The 18,775-nt window shown below is 51.9% G+C and carries 21 protein-coding genes; 9 read left to right on the forward strand and 12 right to left on the reverse strand.

The features are described from left to right. Positions 1-122 precede the first annotated feature (122 nt). The 7 genes from fliL to fliR all read left to right on the forward strand — a co-directional run bounded on the left by fliL (position 123) and on the right by fliR (position 4,473). Positions 123-620 (forward strand): flagellar basal body-associated protein FliL, encoded by a 498-nt coding sequence (gene fliL, locus D5398_RS05705; RefSeq protein ID WP_120506743.1) that lies wholly within the window; start codon positions 123-125, stop codon positions 618-620. Positions 621-627: 7 nt separating this feature from the next. Then, positions 628-1,644, forward strand: a complete 1,017-nt coding sequence (fliM, locus tag D5398_RS05710) for a flagellar motor switch protein FliM (RefSeq protein ID WP_120506744.1) — start codon at positions 628-630, stop codon at positions 1,642-1,644. Then, on the forward strand, positions 1,637-2,053 hold the full coding sequence (gene fliN, locus D5398_RS05715; RefSeq protein ID WP_120131003.1) for a flagellar motor switch protein FliN: 417 nt from the start codon (positions 1,637-1,639) through the stop codon (positions 2,051-2,053). The genes fliM and fliN overlap by 8 nt, the downstream gene beginning before the upstream one ends. Beyond that, positions 2,053-2,490, forward strand: coding sequence for a flagellar biosynthetic protein FliO (gene fliO, locus D5398_RS05720; protein ID WP_120506745.1), 438 nt, complete (start codon positions 2,053-2,055; stop codon positions 2,488-2,490). Before fliN ends, fliO begins: the two co-directional genes overlap by 1 nt. After that, on the forward strand, positions 2,487-3,251 hold the full coding sequence (gene fliP, locus D5398_RS05725; protein WP_120506746.1) for a flagellar type III secretion system pore protein FliP: 765 nt from the start codon (positions 2,487-2,489) through the stop codon (positions 3,249-3,251). The genes fliO and fliP overlap by 4 nt, the downstream gene beginning before the upstream one ends. 163 nt (positions 3,252-3,414) lie before the next feature. Then, positions 3,415-3,684, forward strand: a complete 270-nt coding sequence (gene fliQ / locus D5398_RS05730) for a flagellar biosynthesis protein FliQ (protein ID WP_013575807.1) — start codon at positions 3,415-3,417, stop codon at positions 3,682-3,684. A 3-nt stretch (positions 3,685-3,687) separates the two neighbouring features. Continuing rightward, positions 3,688-4,473, forward strand: coding sequence for a flagellar biosynthetic protein FliR (fliR, locus tag D5398_RS05735; RefSeq protein WP_120506747.1), 786 nt, complete (start codon positions 3,688-3,690; stop codon positions 4,471-4,473). A 9-nt stretch (positions 4,474-4,482) separates the two neighbouring features. On the opposite strand, the gene D5398_RS05740 is transcribed toward fliR, so the two are convergent. The 11 genes from D5398_RS05740 to nfsA form a co-directional block, all read right to left on the reverse strand. Next, positions 4,483-5,298 carry a histidine phosphatase family protein gene (locus D5398_RS05740; RefSeq protein ID WP_120506748.1) on the reverse strand — a complete coding sequence of 272 codons (816 nt, stop codon included), beginning with the start codon at positions 5,296-5,298 and terminating at the stop codon, positions 4,483-4,485. A 24-nt stretch (positions 5,299-5,322) separates the two neighbouring features. Then, a complete protein-coding gene (locus tag D5398_RS05745; protein ID WP_120506749.1) occupies positions 5,323-6,618 on the reverse strand; it encodes an OprD family porin in 1,296 nt (431 codons plus the stop codon). Positions 6,619-6,941: 323 nt separating this feature from the next. Then, on the reverse strand, positions 6,942-8,072 hold the full coding sequence (rlmC, locus tag D5398_RS05750) for a 23S rRNA (uracil(747)-C(5))-methyltransferase RlmC (RefSeq protein WP_120506750.1): 1,131 nt from the start codon (positions 8,070-8,072) through the stop codon (positions 6,942-6,944). 84 nt (positions 8,073-8,156) lie between these two features. Then, positions 8,157-8,624: a YbjO family protein gene (locus D5398_RS05755; RefSeq protein WP_244216716.1), complete on the reverse strand. Its 468-nt coding sequence runs from the start codon at positions 8,622-8,624 to the stop codon at positions 8,157-8,159. Positions 8,625-8,670: 46 nt separating this feature from the next. Continuing rightward, positions 8,671-9,516: a putrescine ABC transporter permease PotI gene (gene potI, locus D5398_RS05760; RefSeq protein ID WP_120506752.1), complete on the reverse strand. Its 846-nt coding sequence runs from the start codon at positions 9,514-9,516 to the stop codon at positions 8,671-8,673. Further along, the gene (gene potH, locus D5398_RS05765) at positions 9,513-10,466 is read right to left on the reverse strand and encodes a putrescine ABC transporter permease PotH (protein ID WP_120506753.1); all 954 of its coding nucleotides are present in this window, start codon (positions 10,464-10,466) and stop codon (positions 9,513-9,515) included. The genes potI and potH overlap by 4 nt, the downstream gene beginning before the upstream one ends. A gap of 12 nt (positions 10,467-10,478) precedes the next feature. Next, positions 10,479-11,612, reverse strand: a complete 1,134-nt coding sequence (potG, locus tag D5398_RS05770) for a putrescine ABC transporter ATP-binding subunit PotG (protein ID WP_120506754.1) — start codon at positions 11,610-11,612, stop codon at positions 10,479-10,481. A 267-nt stretch (positions 11,613-11,879) separates the two neighbouring features. After that, the gene (potF, locus tag D5398_RS05775) at positions 11,880-12,989 is read right to left on the reverse strand and encodes a spermidine/putrescine ABC transporter substrate-binding protein PotF (protein ID WP_120506755.1); all 1,110 of its coding nucleotides are present in this window, start codon (positions 12,987-12,989) and stop codon (positions 11,880-11,882) included. Between the two features lie 459 nt (positions 12,990-13,448). Then, positions 13,449-13,931, reverse strand: coding sequence for a type III secretion system chaperone family protein (locus D5398_RS05780; protein WP_120506756.1), 483 nt, complete (start codon positions 13,929-13,931; stop codon positions 13,449-13,451). A 147-nt stretch (positions 13,932-14,078) separates the two neighbouring features. Then, a complete protein-coding gene (gene rimK, locus D5398_RS05785) occupies positions 14,079-14,981 on the reverse strand; it encodes a 30S ribosomal protein S6--L-glutamate ligase (protein ID WP_120506757.1) in 903 nt (300 codons plus the stop codon). A 19-nt stretch (positions 14,982-15,000) separates the two neighbouring features. Beyond that, a complete protein-coding gene (nfsA, locus tag D5398_RS05790) occupies positions 15,001-15,723 on the reverse strand; it encodes an oxygen-insensitive NADPH nitroreductase (RefSeq protein ID WP_120506758.1) in 723 nt (240 codons plus the stop codon). 297 nt (positions 15,724-16,020) lie between these two features. Here nfsA and D5398_RS05795 point away from each other — a divergent pair, with 297 nt between their 5' ends. Next, on the forward strand, positions 16,021-16,287 hold the full coding sequence (locus D5398_RS05795) for a GrxA family glutaredoxin (RefSeq protein ID WP_120130989.1): 267 nt from the start codon (positions 16,021-16,023) through the stop codon (positions 16,285-16,287). 39 nt (positions 16,288-16,326) lie between these two features. Here the strand turns inward: D5398_RS05795 and ybjM are convergent, their stop codons facing one another. Further along, the gene (gene ybjM, locus D5398_RS05800) at positions 16,327-16,713 is read right to left on the reverse strand and encodes an inner membrane protein YbjM (RefSeq protein WP_120506759.1); all 387 of its coding nucleotides are present in this window, start codon (positions 16,711-16,713) and stop codon (positions 16,327-16,329) included. Between the two features lie 323 nt (positions 16,714-17,036). Between ybjM and D5398_RS05805 the strand changes: the two genes are divergently transcribed. Then, positions 17,037-18,719: an aspartate:alanine antiporter gene (locus tag D5398_RS05805; RefSeq protein WP_120506760.1), complete on the forward strand. Its 1,683-nt coding sequence runs from the start codon at positions 17,037-17,039 to the stop codon at positions 18,717-18,719. Positions 18,720-18,775 lie beyond the last annotated feature (56 nt).

Below are 18,775 nucleotides of genomic sequence, written 5' to 3' on the forward strand. Positions count from 1 at the left end.
TTTTCCCGCCTATTCTGACTATTGAACAACAGGATAAGCGGGATAATCATTGTCAGAATTGACTCAGCAGCTTCGCGGTTCCCTCGCAACTCTGCTCATACTTACAGGAAATCGCCCCATCCATGTCTGACTCTGCTCTCTCGGCGTCGCGTAAGAAAAAGCGCCCGTTAATGATGATTCTGCTGTTACTGATTGCCATCGGAGCCTGTGGTGCAGCCGGTTACGCCTGGTGGATGTTACATAAACAGCCCGTAAGTGCAGCCCAGGCTGCGGAAGTGAAGAAGAATGAACCGCCTGCGGCCCCGATTTTCCTGGCGCTCGACACCTTCACCGTTAACTTGCAAACGCCGGATAACGACCCGGATCGCGTGCTTTATATCGGCCTGACCCTGCGTCTGCCGGACGAAAAAAATCGCGCTACGCTGAACGAATATCTGCCAGAAGTTCGCAGCCGCCTGCTGTTGCTGCTGTCCCGTCAGAAAACGACGGAATTAGCCAGCGAAGCCGGTAAACAACAGCTGGTTCAGGACATCAAACAGGTTCTGGACGCGCCACTGGTCAAAGGTCAGCCACCACAGGTGATCAACGACGTGCTTTTCACTGCTTTCATACTGCGATAAACAAATTATGGGCGACAGCATACTTTCACAGGCCGAGATCGACGCGCTGCTCAATGGCGACAGTGACAGTGCAAGCGACACGGCCGCCGCCACACAGACTGCCGCGTCTGATGACGGTGTAAAACCTTTTGACCCCACGACGCAGCGTCGCGTTGTCCGTGAGCGGTTGCAGGCTCTGGAAATCATTAACGAGCGTTTTGCCCGTCATTTCCGTATGGGGCTGTTTAACCTGTTACGCCGCAGCCCGGACATCACCGTGGGGGCGATCAAAATCCAGCCCTACCACGAGTTTGCCCGCAACCTGCCGGTGCCGACCAACCTCAACCTGATCCACCTGAAACCCTTACGCGGCACGGCTCTGTTTGTGTTTGCGCCAAGCCTGGTGTTTATCGCGGTGGATAATCTGTTCGGCGGGGATGGACGTTTTCCGACGAAAGTTGAAGGACGCGAATTCACTCATACCGAACAGCGCGTCATCAAGCGCATGCTCACGCTGGCACTGGATGCCTATGAAGATGCCTGGAGCGGCGTTTACAAGCTGAGCGTTGAATATGTCCGCGCGGAATTGCAGATTAAATTCACCAACATCACCTCGTCGCCGAACGACATCGTGGTGACTACGCCATTCCATGTCGAAATTGGTGCGCTGAGCGGTGATTTCAACATCTGTATTCCGTTCAGCATGATCGAACCTTTGCGTGAGTTGCTGACCAATCCACCGGTTGAAAACTCCCGTCATGAAGAAAGTCAGTGGCGCGAAAATCTGGTCAGTCAGGTTCAGCAGTCCGAGCTGGAACTGGTGGCGAATTTCGTCGAAATTCCGCTTCGCCTGTCGCAGATCCTCAAACTTCAGCCGGGCGATGTTTTGCCGATTGAAAAGCCGGATCGGCTGATTGCCCATGTCGATGGCGTGCCTGTGCTGACCAGCCAATATGGCACCTTAAACGAACAATACGCCCTGCGCGTTGAACATTTGATCAACCCAATTTTAAATTCTCTAGATGAGGAACAGCCCCATGAGTGACACCAATAAACCGTCTGACGCCGGATCGGATAACGTTGACGATTTATGGGCTGATGCGTTTAACGAACAACAGTCTGCGGGCGGCGCGAAAGCGTCAACTGACGGTGTTTTCGCCGCGCTGGGTGCCCAGGACGGTTCGGGAAGTTTGCAGGACATCGACATGATCCTCGATATTCCGGTGAAACTGACCGTCGAATTAGGCCGTACCAAAATGACCATCAAAGAACTGCTGCGTCTTTCTCAGGGTTCAGTGGTGGCACTTGATGGTCTGGCCGGTGAGCCGCTGGATATCCTGATCAACGGATACCTGATTGCGCAGGGTGAAGTGGTTGTCGTCGCCGATAAATACGGCGTACGTATCACCGACATCATCACGCCATCCGAACGCATGCGTCGTCTGAGCCGCTGATGAGCCAGAATACCGCGACGGATTCACCGTACATTTCCGGCCCGGTAAACCATGCCACCACGCAGGTAACGCCTCAGGCTTTGCCTGCCAGTTCGGTGCTGACGCAGGTCAGTTCCGTGCTTGGCGGCATTCTGTTGCTGATCCTGTTTATCGGCTGGATAGTTAAGCGCGCCGGTTTCGCGCCACAGTCTAAAAATAACAAACTGCTGAAAGTGACCGCCAGTGTGCAGGTGGGACGCAGCGAAAAAGTGGTGATCGTAGAAGTCGATAATACCTGGCTGGTGCTGGGTGTGACCGCACAAAACATCACCCCGCTGCATACCCTGAGCTCGCCGCCGGTCGAACAAACACCGGAGTCTGGCAATCCGAATAATACGCCCGCTGATTTCCGTCAGCTGATGCAGAAAATGTTGAAACGTCCGGGAAAGCAGGCATGACTCAGTCCGTCGTGAAGAAAGTAGTGAAATCCACCCTTATCCTTTGCCTGCCGCTGCTGCTTTTAATCAGCCCGGCGGCATTCGCCCAACTGCCGGGGATCATCAGCCAGCAGATGTCCAACGGCGCGCAAAACTGGTCACTGCCGATCCAGACGCTGGTGTTTATCACCACGCTGACCCTGTTACCGGCGATGCTGCTGATGTGTACCAGTTTCACCCGAATCATTATCGTGCTCGGCCTGCTGCGAAATGCGCTGGGTACGCCATCCGCGCCGCCAAACCAGGTATTGCTGGGGCTGGGACTGTTTCTGACCTTCTTCGTCATGGCACCGGTATTCGACAAAATTTACAGCGATGCCTATCAGCCGTTTACGGAAAACAAAATCACCATGCAGGATGCGATGGATAAAGGTGCGCAGCCGCTACGCCAGTTTATGTTGCGCCAGACCCGCGAAAGCGATCTCGCGCTGTATGCCCGGCTGGCAAATATTCCGCCTCTGGCAGGCCCTGAAGCCGTGCCAATGCGAATTCTGTTGCCCGCCTACGTGACCAGCGAACTGAAAACTGCGTTCCAGATCGGCTTTACGGTATTCATCCCGTTCATGATTATCGACCTGGTCGTCGCCAGCGTGCTGATGGCGCTGGGGATGATGATGGTGCCGCCCGCGACCATCTCACTGCCCTTCAAGCTGATGCTGTTCGTCCTGGTTGATGGCTGGCAACTGTTACTGGGCTCACTGGCGCAGAGTTTTTACAGTTAATTCAAAACGCAAAACTTAATGGGCGTCAGCGTCGCAGCCAGTTTGTTCGCCGCCAGCGCGGAGCACCCGCAGCGTACATAAGTACGTGAGGAGTGCGAGCACTGCCGGAGGACAAAATGGCAAGTGAGCTAGCCCAAGCAGGTTCGCATTTTACGAGAATCTTATGACTCCTGAATCGGTAATGGCACTGGGTAATGAGGCGATGAAGGTTGCGCTGGCTGTTGCTGCGCCTTTGTTGCTGGCCGCGCTGGTGACCGGGCTTATCGTCAGCCTGCTGCAGGCGGCGACGCAGATCAACGAACAAACGCTGTCTTTCATCCCTAAGATCCTGGCCGTCGTGGCGACTATCGTGATCGCCGGTCCGTGGATGCTGAATCTGCTGCTGGATTACATGCGCACGTTGTTTACCAACCTGCCTTACATCATCGGTTAATCTATGGTTTCCTTCGACAGCACCCAGCTCGCCGGATGGCTGAGCATGTATTTCTGGCCTCTGCTGCGAATTCTGGCACTGATCAGCACCGCGCCGATCACCAGTGAAAAGTCTGTTCCTAACCGGGTGAAACTCGGTCTGGGAATGATGATTACCTTCCTGATCGCTCCTTCCCTGCCGCCGGTGGACACGCCGATTTTCTCCACACCCGCTCTCTGGCTGGCGATGCAGCAAATCATGATCGGCACGGCGTTAGGGATCACTATGCAACTGGCGTTTGCCGCCATCCGTATGGCCGGTGAGATCATGGGATTGCAGATGGGGATTTCCTTCGCGACCTTCTATGACCCAAGCAACCGTCTGAACACCCCGCTGCTGGCACAGTTTTTAAACCTGCTGGCGGTACTGCTGTTCCTGACTTTCAACGCGCATCTGTGGCTGATTTCATTGCTGGCAGACAGTTTCCACACCCTGCCCATCAGCCCGAACCCGGTCAATGCCGAAGGTTTTATGGCCGTCGCCAAAGCAGGCAGTATCGTGTTCAGCGGCGGAATGATGCTGGCATTACCGATTGTGACGCTGCTGCTGACGCTGAACATGGCGCTCGGCCTGTTAAACCGCGTCACGCCCCAGCTTTCCGTTTTCGTTATCGGTTTTCCGCTGACGCTCAGCATCGGTATTCTGGCGATAGGCCTGATGATGCCGATGCTCGCCCCGTTCAGCGAGCATTTGTTCAGTGAAATCCTCGATAAGATTGTGCTGATCGTGAATCAACTGGCCATGGATTAGCGCCAGCGTTTATGGCTGTTTACCCTTTTCTACAAACTGCATATCGCCGACTTTTCCCACGGTGAACTTCCCGTCTTTGTAGGTAATAACCGTGACGCTGGCGTTCTGCAACGGCGCGCGTAAATTCGCCTCCGGCGTCATCCCTTCCAGCATGGCCATAATCGCCATGCCGTGAGAGACAATCAGCACGTTTCCGCCGCCCTGAGCGCTGACCTTATGTGCGATATCCTGCAACGCAACCTGCATACGGTCATGTACCTGCGCAGCGTTTTCTGCGGTGTGAGAAGGATCCACCTCAACAAAAGTGTTCATCATTTGCTTCAGGGTCACCTTGCCTTCTGACATCGCCTGAGTCACTGCCTTAAAATCTGCCAGCCCAACCTGTTTCGCTGCCTCATCCCACATGACGCTCTCATGCTCACCTTCAAAGCTGCCGAAGAAGGTTTCGCGCAGGCGCTGATCTTCCGTCACCGGCAGCGTTTGTCCGGCAGAAGTCAGGGCAATTTTTGCCGTCTGACGCGCACGACCAGCGTCGCTGGAATAGGCGGCGATAAAAGGAATCCCTTTCAGTCCGCGTCCCAGTTGTTCCGCCACTTCCACACCCGGCGCTGTCAGCGGGGTATCCGACCAGCCCTGAACGCGATGCGCGGTGTTGAACAGGGTTTTACCGTGGCGGGTGACATAAAACGTCACCTCACCGTTGACATTTTTTGTCTGCGCCACCGGCGCGGTAGCCGGTGCGGAAAGCGCCCCGAATGACATCAGCGGCAAGGCGAAGGCGAAGGCGAAGAAAGATAACAATGCTTTTTGCAGGGTAAGTTTCATATAAAATCCTTATTGGAATGAAAATTAAAATATATTAAACGTATAATTTAAGCGGAATTCCGCGCCAAATGTGCTGGAGTTTTTAATATTGCCATGTTCATCAACAATCGGTGATGTACCATGATGCTGATAAGTTGTGCCCGGACCAATCATGGCGAAAATGGAAAGATCTTTTAGCTTTTTCGATTGAGGTTTCCACAGTGTGTAGACGTTAAACTCGCCTTCACTCACGCCCTGCCCCTGATAATCGAAGAAACCGTAGTGAGTATTAATACCGACTAAGAATTCCGGCGTAATTTGATATCCGACATCCAGAGATAAGGTTTTTTCTTCGTCGCGCATATAATCCAGACCGGCGGTGGTCATTGAATTAAAAGTACCACGGGAGTTTTTACTCATATGGCGTGGATACATACCAATACCGCCCTCTTTATTGGCATCGGTATAAGCGAAACCGCCTTTTGTTGTCCAGCCATTATATTTCCATGTCATATCTGTGGCGTAATGATTGGCATGACTATCAAAATCTTGTTTACTGTTGGACATGCTGTCCCATTTTTCCAGCGCTTCAGTGAGATAAATTTGTACGCCGTAGGAAATAGCCTTATTTTGTTTAATATTCAGCTCAATCCCGTTTCTGCGCAGATAATCTTCGCTTTCGCCATAGAAATATAACGCAGTCAGATAATCATTTTTAAACTGGAAGTCACCGGTATAAATTGAATTAATGGATTTTGAGTCATTGGTCATAAAGTCGACTTTATCCGGCGAATCACGATTCAGTGATTTGGTCACATACGCCAGACGTAAACGGTAGTCATCATAGGACAAATCACCGCTCCAGCCGTTGTAGGTATTAGGCGCGGCGCGCATTGATGTGGTCAGAACGCCGAGTTTGATCAGTTTCCATCCGCCGTAAAGATTACCGTTGACGCCTGACTCTGAGAATTTCATTTTGCCAAAAAGTTGCCCGACTTTATTAAACCCTTTGGATTTTCCGTCGTCGTTATACAATATCCCTCTCGATGCAAAATTCTCCGCTGCTGCCAGTTTGATGACACCATAATAAGAAGAATCCACGCCGATAAAATCCCCCAGATAGCCTGATTTATAATCCAGCGCCAATCCCTGCCCCCAGGCCGAGTGAACGGTACGGTCACCCGTTTCACCTTCATCGAGATACTTCCAGATATTATGCGTACCGAATTCTAATGAGCTGCCTTTAATAAAATCGCTGTCGGCCAGAGAGTCAATTCCAGCGAATGCCATTACCGGTGTTCCCAAAAGTACGGCGGTGAGTATCAGTGTGTGCTTTTCCATAGCCTGTCATCTCAAAATCATGACCTGAAGTCATGAGAAATTTCATCGCGCATGTCTTACAGGCAAAAAAAAACCTGAACAAAAATTCCACGAGGCGCGGGAAATTTCTGTTCAGGTTTTGCCTGCGAATGCAGTAACAATCCGCTGGGGAATATAGCGAATTTGGAAAAGTAAAAACAAGATACCGGCATCACTTTTCAAACTAAAATAGCGATTTGTGAACTCAGTCACTCCCGTTCAAATAGATTTGAATCTCATTTGTCTGAGAAAATTACCCGTTCTTGTGAATCTTTCCACTGATTAGCAGCGCTATATTAATGGTATTACTGTCTTTTTAATAACGCCATCACTTCATAATGCGCGGTATGCGGGAACATATCAAAAAGCTGTACGCGTTCAATCTGATATTCCGGCAGCAATGTCAGGTCTTTAGCCATCGTCTGCGCGTTGCAGCTGGAATAAAGGATCGTGGAAGGTGCCATGCGCCCCAGATATTCACACAATGTTTTACCGATGCCACGCCGGGGCGGATTCACCAGCACCAGATCGGGTACCTCGCCTTTGCCGGTCGCGAAACCCGTGGAATCCAGCGCCTGAAAATCGACGTTTTGCAGCCCCAGCCTGGCGGCTGATTCTTTTGCACAGTCAATGGCTTCTGCGCTGATTTCAATCCCGGTCAGTTTCATTTGCGGCGTGGCGCAGTGCAGACCAAAACCGCCGACGCCGCAGAATAAATCCCACATGCTGGTGATATCACCGCTCGCCCTCACCCAGTCGCGCGCCGTGGCATAAAGCTTTTCAGCCACCACCGGGTTGGTCTGGAAAAAGCTCTGCGGGCGGATAAACAGCGGCACATGGTTAAAGTCTTCTTCCAGACGTTGTACGTCTGTCAGCGCAATTTCAGTGTCGCCCTCGAGGATCGCCATATGCACCGGCTGAATGTTGGCGGAAATCACCTTCAGCTGCGGCAACTGCTGTTGCAGCCACGGCAGCGCGGCGCGCAGTTGCGCCAGTTTGGTTTCCGAGCGTAATACGAAGCGCAGCATCATTCCGCCCGCTTTCCGGCTTTCGGTCAGCAACAGAAACTTAAGCTCACCGCGTTTACGCGCCACGTTGTAAGGCGTCAGTCCGGCGCGGGCAATAAAAGTTTTCAGGACTGAAAATACCGCGGGGAAACTGGCCGGATACAGCGGGCACTCGCATAAATCGACCTGTGTGCCGTCACGGTGCAACATGCCGAGCAGCGGACGCTCCACGCTGCCGCTGACCACCATTTTGGCTTTATTGCGAAAGGCACTTTCCTCGCCGGTGACCGGTTCACACCATTCACCCACCGGCAATTCTGACAGCAAATCAGTGAGATCCTGCTGCTTGTCGGCTAATTGTTGTGAATACGGTTTGTCGAGCCACTGGCAAGAACGGCAGGTTCCTGCGGTGTAAAGTGCGCAATGCATGAAAAAGTCCGGTCAGTGAGTGCGGTAAAAAAACTGGCGCGCAGTTTACCACTGCGCGACGGGAAAGGCTCATTTACGCTCTGGCTATTTGTTGCGGGAGAAATATTTGCGGCTGCTGGCAGGCGCATATAACAGTAGCAGCATCAAGATATCGGGGATTTTTTGCATCAGCAGCGCGTAAAGAAATTCGCTCTGTGTTTCGACGTTAAAACGAAAGATGCGCGGCCCGAACCAGTCAAACGACGCCAGCAACATGTAACCGACCACAATCACCTGACAACCGATAAATGCCCGACGCCCCCAGCGGCGGCCACGCATCATGGCAAATGCGGCGCGACATTCGACCAGCACAATCAGCAGACTGGCCAGCATGATGAAACAGTTCAGCCAGGATCCTGCACTGACCTCGATAAAGCTCATCAGCCCTGAAAAACCCATGGCATCGAACAGTAAAATGAATTCGAGTAAGCGTGTCGCGACAATCGCCGACGCACCGATCATAACGGGAACAGGGATAAAGGCCAGTTTCATAAATCCTTTTGGGCTCTCCATTTACATTCAGGGCGGAAACAATCCGCCCTGAAAATTATCTTAAAATTTAAGCACGCTGAGCGCGCTGTATTTCTTTTCGTCTTTGCTTCTCGGCTCTGGACATAAACCACCAGGCAATCATGCCAATGATACCGACCACCAGCAAGATGAGCGTCGCCAGTGCGTTGATTTCCGGATTAACCCCCATACGCACGCTGGCAAATACCAGCATAGGTAAAGTGGTCGAGCCCGGACCGGCGACAAAACTGGCAATCACCAGATCGTCGAGAGACAACGTAAACGCCAGCAGCCAGCCGGAGATCAGCGCCGGTAAAATCATCGGCAGCGTGATGATAAAGAACACCTTCAATGGCGCGGCTCCTAAATCCATCGCCGCTTCTTCAATCGACCGGTCCAGTTCACGTAGGCGCGCAGAGACCACCACCGCCACGTAGGCGCTGCAAAACGTTACGTGCGCCAGCCAGATGGTGAACATACCGCGTTCCGCTGGCCAGCCAAACGCGTGCCCCATCGCCACAAACAGCAATAACAGCGCCAGACCGGTGATGACATCAGGCATAACCAGCGGCGCGGTCAGCATAAAAGCAAAACCGGTTGAACCGCGAAAACGCTGAAAACGCACCATCACGACCGCCGCCAGTGTACCGACAATCACCGCCATCGTGGCGGCGGCAGTGGCAATAGTCAGACTCGTACCGACCGCGCTTATCATCGCGGAATCGTGAAAAAGCTGAGTATACCAGCGGGTGGACCAGCCAGCCCAGACCGTTACCAGCTTCGAGCTGTTAAACGAGTAAATAACCAACATCAGCATCGGGGCGTACAAAAACGTAAAGCCGAGCACCAGAATAAAAATTCGCCACGGCGAACGGACAACCGGTAACTGATTCATTCTTTGTCTCCCAGCTCTTTGTTTTGGTATTTCTGGAACCACAGGATTGGCATGATCAGCAGCAATAACATGACCACTGCCACCGCTGAAGCCACCGGCCAGTCGCGGTTGTTGAAGAATTCCTGCCACAGAACACGACCAATCATATTGCTGTCCGGCCCGCCGAGCAGTTCAGGGATCACGTATTCCCCTACCGCCGGAATAAAGACCAGCATCGAACCGGCAATAATCCCGCCTTTGGTCAGCGGCATAATCACTTTGAAGAAGGTTTTCATCGGACGCGCACCGAGATCCTGCGCCGCTTCTACCAGCGAGTAATCCATGCGGGTCAGCGCGGTATAAATCGGCAACACCATAAACGGCAGATATGAATACACAATGCCGATATAGACCGCCAGATTGGTGTGCAAAATCACCAGCGGCTGGTCGATAACATGCAACCAGAGCAGCACGTTATTGAGCACGCCGTTATCTTTGAGGATGCCAATCCAGGCGTAAACGCGGATCAGGAATGACGTCCAGGAAGGCAAAATCACCAGCAGCAAAAGGATATTACGCGTCGAGGTCCGGCTGTGTGCCACCGCCCATGCCAGCGGATAACCAATCAGCAGGCACAGCACGGTGGAAATCGCCGCCACTTCCAGCGATTGCAGATAGGCATCGATATACAGCGGATCCTGCGTCAGCCCGATGTAGTTAGCGATGTTAAGCGCGATATCCAGCATGCCGTCTGACCAGGTGACCAGATCGGTATACGGCGGAATAGCCCGCGCCATTTCTGCAAAACTGATTTTGAATACAATCAGGAATGGCAGTAAAAACAGCAGCAGGAACCACACCAGCGGCAGCAGAATAACCAGTTTGCGGCCATGACGTTGTTGCAAACGACCGGTGAAAGCGTTGAATCCGCCCGGAGGTTTACTGCCCGGCACTTCGGAGATTACAGACATTTTCATCCCCCTTTAAACAGTCAGCACGACGCAGCTGTCGGCTTCCCAGCACAGACGCACTTCGTCACCCCAGGTCGGCATCCCTTTACGGAAACGGTGGCCGTTTTGCAATTGCGCAGTGATCATCTGCCCGCTGTGCAGCCGGACGTGATAAATCGACAAGTCGCCGAGATACGCGATATTGACCACTTCACCGACAGCAAAGTTACAACCGTCTTCCGGCACCTGTTCGCACAGCATGATTTTTTCCGGGCGCAGCGCGACAAAAACGGGTACGCCATCGACCACGGAGACATCCGGATCCACTTTCAACGGATGAACCAGACCCGGCGATGTCAGGACCAGCGCATCATCCAGACGCTCTTTCAGCACGCCTTCGAAAACATTTACGGAGCCGATAAATTCGGCGCTGAAACGGCTGGTCGGGTGCTCATAGATCTCTTCCGGCTCACCGATCTGCACGAATTTGCCACGGTTCATGATGGCGATACGCCCGGCCATGGTCATGGCTTCTTCCTGATCGTGCGTGACCATGACGCAGGTCGCGCCAACGCGCTCAAGAATATCCACCACTTCCAGCTGCATACGGTCACGCAGCTTTTTATCCAGCGCGCCCATCGGTTCATCGAGCAGCAATAATTTTGGTCGTTTCGCCAGACTGCGCGCCAACGCTACACGCTGACGCTGACCGCCGGAAAGCTGATGCGGCTTACGTTTAGCGAACTCCTGCATGTGAACCAGCGTCAGCATTTCCGCCACGCGGCTTTTGATTTCTGCCGACGGCAGCTTGTCCTGCTTGAGGCCAAACGCAATATTCTGTTCGACTGTCATGTGCGGGAACAAAGCGTAAGACTGGAACATCATGTTGATCGGACGCTGATACGGCGGCACCTGCGAAAGATCTACGCCATCCAGCACGATCTGACCCTGCGTGGGCTGTTCGAAACCGGCCAGCATACGCAACAGGGTCGACTTTCCACAGCCGGACGCGCCGAGCAGTGCGAAAATCTCGCCTTTGTATATGGTCAGGCTCACGTCATCAACGGCGGCCTGGCCATCAAAAGATTTGGTCAGATTGCGGATTTCCAGTAAAGGCGTGAAACCCTTCTGGGATTTAGGCTGCGGGCGGGGGATAGCGTCGTTCACTCAGAGAAATCTCCGGTATCAGAATAAAGCGGTTCAAATAAGCATAACAGTCAGGGGGAAAAGTGCCTGATCTGTATGCCCAAAATACGGCCGGAAGTAAAACGTCAGCGGCCCCGCCATGATTCTGCGGAGCCGCTAACGATTGAACCCTAAATAATTCGAGTTACAGGAAGGCGGCAAGTGAGCGAATCCCGATGAGCTTACACAAGTAAGTGATTCGGGTGAGCGAACGCAGCCAACGCATCTGTAGCTTGAAGTATGACGGGTTTATTTGCCGGTCTTAACCTTGGTCCACGAACGTGTGATCACGCGATCAATCTTCGGATCCTGAACTTTCAGGGTGAAGAGTTTCGCCTGAACGTCTGCCGGTGGATAAATGCCAGGGTTGTTACGCACATCTTCGTTGACCAGTGGCGTCGCGGCTTTGTTTCCGCTGGCGTAGTAAACGGTGTTACTGATTTGTGCGATCACTTTCGGTTCCATCAGGTAATTCAGGAACTGATAGGCTTCATCAAGATTTTTGGCATCAGCAGGAATAGCAAACACGTCGAAGAAGGCCAGCGCCCCTTCTTTAGGAATGCTGTACGCCACGTTCACGCCATTCTTCGCTTCTTTCGCGCGGTTAGACGCCTGCATCACATCCCCTGCCCAGCCAATCGCCACGCAGATATCACCATTTGCCAGGTCATTGATGTACTGGGATGAGTGGAAATAACGAATATTCGGACGCAGTTTCAGCAAAAGATCGTTGGCCGCACCGGTGTAATCGGACGCTTTAGTGCTGTTCGGATCCAGATGCAGATAATTGAGCACGGTGGCGTAGATTTCAGCAGGTGCATCGAGGAAGGAAACGCCGCAGCTTTTCAGTTTCTCGAGGTTTTCAGGCTTGAGAACTAAATCCCAGCTGTCGACCGGCGCGTCTTTACCCAGAACTGCTTTCACTTTATCGACGTTATAGCCAATACCGGTGGTCGCCCACAGATAAGGGATAGCGTATTTGTTGCCCGGATCGTGCTGCGCAACCATTTTCAGCAGCGCGGGATCCATATTTTTGTAGTTCGGCAGTTTGCTTTTGTCGAGAGGCTGGAAGACGCCTGCCGCCAGCTGACGCTCGAGGAAACTGGCCGATGGCACCACCAGATCGAAACCGGTGCTGCCCGCCATCAGTTTGCCTTCCAGCACTTCGTTGGAGTCAAACACGTCGTAAACCACTTTGATGCCGGTTTCCTTCTGGAAATCAGGCACGGTATTTGGCGCGATATAATCAGACCAGTTATAAATATGCAGCGTTTTTTCTTCCGCAGACGCTGTGACGGACGCAGCCATAACCAGGCCGGCGACAACACCCGATAACCACTTTTTACGCAGGGTGAACATCCGTTACTACCTCCAAGACAGGGGAATATAAAATTGAATTTGTATCACTGAAATGGATACAAAACCTTTCACACTAAGGCCAACTGCCGTCCACGAATGTGCATAGGCATTCAACGTTGACGCATACGCTGCCTGCGAATTAACCGTTTGGTTTTACGACGTAATCACGCTTGATGCAGAGTCAGAAGCATAGCGCCTGCAACCCCTGTGTACCAGCCTCCTGAGGCAAAACCGGCGTTTATCGATTAATTATGCAGATTTAGTCTATACCGTCTGGCATTTTGCCTTTTAACAAAGTGAAATATCCGGCAACAATGGCACAATCCCAGCATAACTTATGGCGAAAGCGAATAAAGGCAGCGGAGCCGCAATAAACACGGCTCGCAGAAAAGGATCTTCAAGGGGGAAAATGTCTTTACAGAAATAACTGCCATCAGGGAAATGGCAGATGAAACAAAATCAGTGCAGCAAAGGTAGATTCACAGAAGTCACCGGCGCGCCTTCTTCTTCATCACCGAGGAACAGCAGGTCATTGGCATGCGCTTCGAGAATAATCATCGACATCTGCTCTTCTGCCTGTTGCAGGAAGAAAGCAAACTGCTCTTCGGTCACGCCCACCGCAATCGTCAGCGACTGGCAGACAATCAGTTTCGGCAGATTATCGTCCTGAATATCAACAAACGCTTTAATGGTCAGGGAGCTGGCGTTAATCGAGCTCAGGTCAGCGACCAGCGGGATAAGCGCCGTCGGTTTTACTTCGGCCAGCGCAGAAAACAAAATAACGTTGTCTACGATATCGAGTTTGGCATCAAAAATGCCATCAAAATTCTGCATATGCGGCAAATGGAGAGCCTGACAGGAATCACACTCGAAAAAAGAGATGCCCAGCTGATCCAGCCAGCGCCGCAGCAGCGCTAAATCAGGGACGATGAGCGAATCCATAGAATGCCTCACGAGTTCAACACAACGAAAAAAACAACCCCTTCGTAACGCTATCGGCATTACGAAGGGGTCATAGCTTACGGAATATTGCCGGTTAGCGCTACGATCAATACCGGATTGATGGATATTAGCGCGGCTAAATAAGAATTAGCCGCCAGATTTGAGACGAAATCCCGGTCGCGCCCGTTGCTCAATGTAGTCAATCATCATACCGGCAATATCCAGCCCGGTGGTCGTCTCTATACCCTCGAGCCCCGGCGAGGCATTGACTTCCATCACCAGCGGGCCGCGGTTTGCCCGCAAAATATCCACACCGGCGACGTCCAGCCCGAGCGTCAGCGCGGCTTTCACTGCAATTTCTTTCTCCTGTGGCGTGATTTTGACCTGAGTCGCCGTGCCGCCGCGATGCAGGTTGGAACGAAAATCACCCGGTTTGGCCTGACGTTCAATGGCCGCCACCACTTTCCTGCCCACGACCAGACAGCGAATATCACGCCCCTGCGCTTCCCGTATATATTCCTGCACCAGAATATGCGCGTTCAGGCCGCGAAAGGCGTCAATCACGCTTTCCGCCGCCTGACGGGTTTCGGCCAGTACAACGCCGATGCCCTGCGTGCCTTCCACCAGTTTCACCACCAGCGGCGCGCCACCGACCAGCGCAATCAAATCCGACGTATCATCCGGCGCATTCGCAAAACCGGTGATAGGCAAATCGATGCCTTCACGGGCCAGAATCTGCATGGAGCGTAATTTATCGCGTGCACGGGTAATCGCCACCGATTCATTGAGCGGAAAACTGCCCAGCATCTCAAACTGGCGTAACACCGCAGTGCCATAAAATGTGATCGCAGAACCGATACGTGGAATAACCGCCTGATAAATATCGAGCTGACGACCGCGATAATGCACACTTGGCGCGGCAGGATTGATATTCATGTAGCAGGAAAGCGGGTCAATAATGTCTATCTCATGCCCGCGGGATCCCGCTGCTTCCTTCAGGCGTTTACACGAATACAAAGACCCGTCACGGGAAAGAATTGCAATTTTCATCCGACACTCCGTCGCCGTTTTAGCGTGTTGCCCAACCCTGCTTGTGCAATGCGTCCAACATGAACGGACGCTGTTCCTTTTTCAGCGTGCGCATGATCAGGTCGCTCCAGGTATCGCGACGCGCATTGCTGTCACGCTGTAAGTAATACTGACTTAATTCTTCATCATATTCCGCCAGAACCGCTTTATTCACTGGCTGATAACTGTTTTCGTGGACCAGCATGGACTGCGGCATACGCGGTTTCACCTGGTGATCCTGCGCTGGTGTACCGATGCAAAAACCAAACAAGGGCATGACAAATTTTGGCAATTTCAGCAGCGTCACAACATCGTCCACCTGATTACGGATCCCGCCGATAAATACACCGCCCAGACCCAGCGACTCTGCCGCCGTCATGGCATTTTGCGCCATCAGCGCGGTATCCACGCAACCCAGGAGCAATTGCTCGGCAAGGCCAAGTTCCGCTTCGGGGTTAATCTGCAAGTTGCGGTTGAAATCTGCGCAGAAGACCCAAAATTCCGCTGCACTGGCAACATATTTTTGCCCGCCGGTATACTGCACCAGCGTTTCGCGCAGTGAAGGATCGGTGACACGAATAATAGAAGAGCATTGCAGGAAACTGGAAGTCGATGCTGATTGCGCAGCGCCAATAATGGCTTCGCGTTGTTCTTCGCTTACCGGCTGGTCGGTAAAAGCACGAATTGAACGGTGAGAGCGCAAAAGGTCGATAGTCGGCGTCATGAGAGATTCCTGAATGGTGTGAGTAACGGTGTAAGTAAAAGAGATAACTGTCTCAATCATTCATGCAGTGAGCACCGTTTGCAAGGTTTGCGGCATCAATTGGTGCAACAATGTGTGGCAGCCAAAAACAGCAGCAGGTTCATTCAGATAGGTCAGAGGTATCAGACTGACAGGTAATTCCTGCTTTTTTTTATGGTTTGCAACAGGCATAGTAGCGACATCAAAAAGGTGATGTGGATAACAAAAATAGTTACTCCCCTTTCATTTTATCTTGCTGGTATTAACTAAGGAGTCTCCATGTTTGCAGTAATTTTCGGGCGTCCTGGCTGTCCTTATTGCGTGCGTGCTAAAGAGTTGGCTGAAAAACTGACTGAAGAACGTGATGATTTCAACTTCCGTTATATCGATATCCACGCGGAAGGCATCACTAAAGCCGACCTGGAAAAAACCGTGGGCAAACCGGTTGAAACGGTTCCACAGATTTTCCTCGATCAGAAACACATCGGCGGTTGCACTGATTTTGAAGCGTATGCCAAAGAGAATCTGGCGCTTTTCAGCAACTGATCCGCAAAGAAAAAAGACATACACGCAGCAAAAAGGCGCTCAATGAGCGCCTTTTCTATTGGTCAGATATTGCCGGTAGGCGGTTGTGGCGAGAACAACAAACATTGCGCCCAGCACGCACCAGAAAATCGCGCTGGCGGCATAAGCCACTTCCTGGACAGGAGGTCGTACGCGAACGTAGTAAATCCAGCGCAGGGTGAAACAAAAAGGCACCGCCGCAAAAGCGCCCAATAAAGTCGAAAATATCGCCGTATTACGGAAAATTAAAGCCGTTATTACACCAGGAAAAAGAAATAATAACAGCCCGTATTCCGGACCGGGAAATTGGTCACTAACAATTATCCAACCATTTTTTAAAAAAATAAAAGCAATTACAAATAATATACAACATGTCGCCGGTGCTTTTATCTTTCGCCAAATTGCCATTTTACTTCCTCCTTAAAGCTGGCGAGTTTTCACAGGTTCTCTGCACAAAATGCGTTCTTTCTTACCTGTCAGAGCCATCTGGCTCCTTTCCCTGCGGTGTCACGCACTCCCGCGAAACACAAAAAAAGCTTTCAGAATATTTATACGCCCTTTTCTCTGGCTGAACGGCCTTTCTGTGACTAAAATGACGCCCGAAAGCCGCTGTGCCCTGACCTTGGCCTTTTTTCAGGCGATGGCAGCACGAGTAGGAATTTTCTGTTTCTGAATTTATCCTTTACATTCTCCTATATCAAGAATTTGTTGGTAAACAATAAGTTATCCTTGTGAATATAAACGTCGCTAGTTTGTTAAACGGGAATTACATCCTGTTATTATTTGTAGTTCTGGCACTCGGTTTGTGTCTGGGGAAAATTCGTCTGGGTTCTGTCCAGCTCGGAAATTCTATTGGCGTATTAGTGGTTTCGCTGCTTTTAGGCCAGCAGCACTTCAGCATTAATACCGAAGCCCTGAACCTCGGCTTTATGCTGTTTATTTTCTGTGTCGGCGTAGAAGCCGGGCCGAACTTTTTTTCAATATTCTTCCGCGACGGCAAAAATTATTTCATGCTGGCGCTGGTGATGGTCGGTAGCGCCATGTTGCTGGCTTTCGGGCTTGGTCGTTTTTTTGGCTGGGACATCGGCCTGACTGCCGGTATGCTCGCCGGTTCCATGACTTCGACGCCGGTATTGGTCGGCGCGGGAGATACGCTGCGTAACACTATGGGTGGCAATAATCTTCTGGGGTCCGAACTGGATAATCTGAGTCTCGGCTACGCCCTGACCTATCTTATCGGACTGGTCAGCCTGATTTTCGGCGCTCGTTATCTGCCAAAACTACAGCATCAGGATTTACCGACCAGCGCCCAGCAAATTGCACGCGAACGCGGTCTGGATACCGACAGCAAGCGCAAAGTCTATCTGCCGGTGATCCGCGCCTATCGTGTCGGACAGGAACTGGTGGCCTGGGCGGATGGTAAAAATCTGCGCGAATTGGGGATTTACCGTCAGACCGGATGTTACATCGAACGCATCCGTCGCAATGGCATTCTGGCGACGCCGGACGGTGATGCAGTATTACAAGTCGGCGATGAAATCTCGCTGGTGGGTTATCCTGATGCGCATTCACGTCTTGATCCGAGTTTCAGAAACGGAAAGGAAGTGTTCGACCGCGATCTGCTCGACATGCGCATTGTGACTGAAGAAGTGGTGGTCAAGAATAACCATGCCGTCGGCAAGCGTCTGAGCCAGCTGAATCTGACCGATCAAGGCTGTTTCCTGAACCGCGTGATCCGCAGCCAGATTGAAATGCCAATCGACGACAGTATCGTGCTGAATAAAGGCGATGTTTTGCAGGTCAGCGGCGATGCAAAGCGCGTGAAAAGCGTGGCGGAACGTATCGGGTTTATCTCCGTACACAGCCAGCTCACCGATTTGCTGGCCTTCTGCGCCTTCTTTATCGTCGGCCTGATGATTGGTCTTATCACCTTCCAGTTTAAAAACTTCAGTTTCGGTATCGGGAATGCCGCTGGCTTGTTGTTCGCCGGGATCATGCTGGGCTTCCTGCGGGCCAACCACCCTACTTTCGGTTATATCCCGCAGGGTGCACTGAATATGGTGAAAGAGTTCGGTCTGATGGTGTTTATGGCGGGCGTCGGCCTGAGTGCCGGTGCGGGCATCAACAATGGCCTCGGCGCAGTCGGCGGTCAGATGCTAATTTCCGGCCTGATTGTCAGCCTGGTTCCGGTGGTGATCTGCTTTATCTTCGGGGCATATATACTGCGTATGAACCGCGCACTGCTGTTTGGTGCCATCATGGGGGCCCGAACCTGCGCCCCTGCGATGGAAATCATCAGTGATACCGCCCGCAGTAACATTCCTGCACTCGGTTATGCAGGAACCTACGCGATTGCTAACGTATTACTGACACTCGCCGGCACGTTGATCGTCATCATCTGGCCAGGGGCATGACGTAAGTCATTGAACTGTAACGTGGCAAAAAAAAATCAATAATTTTTTTAAAATTT

It is taken from the genome of Rahnella bruchi, from assembly GCF_003614975.1.
Classification (GTDB): Bacteria; Pseudomonadota; Gammaproteobacteria; order Enterobacterales; family Enterobacteriaceae; genus Rahnella; species Rahnella bruchi.

Bases quoted from the DNA above. Each gene is read 5' to 3' on its own strand.
- fliL (WP_120506743.1), top strand. From the start codon at position 123: ATGTCTGACTCTGCTCTCTCGGCGTCGCGTAAGAAAAAGCGCCCGTTA.
- fliM (WP_120506744.1), top strand. From the start codon at position 628: ATGGGCGACAGCATACTTTCACAGGCCGAGATCGACGCGCTGCTCAAT.
- fliN (WP_120131003.1), top strand. From the start codon at position 1,637: ATGAGTGACACCAATAAACCGTCTGACGCCGGATCGGATAACGTTGAC.
- fliO (WP_120506745.1), top strand. From the start codon at position 2,053: ATGAGCCAGAATACCGCGACGGATTCACCGTACATTTCCGGCCCGGTA.
- fliP (WP_120506746.1), top strand. From the start codon at position 2,487: ATGACTCAGTCCGTCGTGAAGAAAGTAGTGAAATCCACCCTTATCCTT.
- fliQ (WP_013575807.1), top strand. From the start codon at position 3,415: ATGACTCCTGAATCGGTAATGGCACTGGGTAATGAGGCGATGAAGGTT.
- fliR (WP_120506747.1), top strand. From the start codon at position 3,688: ATGGTTTCCTTCGACAGCACCCAGCTCGCCGGATGGCTGAGCATGTAT.
- D5398_RS05740 (WP_120506748.1), bottom strand. From the start codon at position 5,298: ATGAAACTTACCCTGCAAAAAGCATTGTTATCTTTCTTCGCCTTCGCC.
- D5398_RS05745 (WP_120506749.1), bottom strand. From the start codon at position 6,618: ATGGAAAAGCACACACTGATACTCACCGCCGTACTTTTGGGAACACCG.
- rlmC (WP_120506750.1), bottom strand. From the start codon at position 8,072: ATGCATTGCGCACTTTACACCGCAGGAACCTGCCGTTCTTGCCAGTGG.
- D5398_RS05755 (WP_244216716.1), bottom strand. From the start codon at position 8,624: ATGGAGAGCCCAAAAGGATTTATGAAACTGGCCTTTATCCCTGTTCCC.
- potI (WP_120506752.1), bottom strand. From the start codon at position 9,516: ATGAATCAGTTACCGGTTGTCCGTTCGCCGTGGCGAATTTTTATTCTG.
- potH (WP_120506753.1), bottom strand. From the start codon at position 10,466: ATGTCTGTAATCTCCGAAGTGCCGGGCAGTAAACCTCCGGGCGGATTC.
- potF (WP_120506755.1), bottom strand. From the start codon at position 12,989: ATGTTCACCCTGCGTAAAAAGTGGTTATCGGGTGTTGTCGCCGGCCTG.
- D5398_RS05780 (WP_120506756.1), bottom strand. From the start codon at position 13,931: ATGGATTCGCTCATCGTCCCTGATTTAGCGCTGCTGCGGCGCTGGCTG.
- rimK (WP_120506757.1), bottom strand. From the start codon at position 14,981: ATGAAAATTGCAATTCTTTCCCGTGACGGGTCTTTGTATTCGTGTAAA.
- nfsA (WP_120506758.1), bottom strand. From the start codon at position 15,723: ATGACGCCGACTATCGACCTTTTGCGCTCTCACCGTTCAATTCGTGCT.
- D5398_RS05795 (WP_120130989.1), top strand. From the start codon at position 16,021: ATGTTTGCAGTAATTTTCGGGCGTCCTGGCTGTCCTTATTGCGTGCGT.
- ybjM (WP_120506759.1), bottom strand. From the start codon at position 16,713: ATGGCAATTTGGCGAAAGATAAAAGCACCGGCGACATGTTGTATATTA.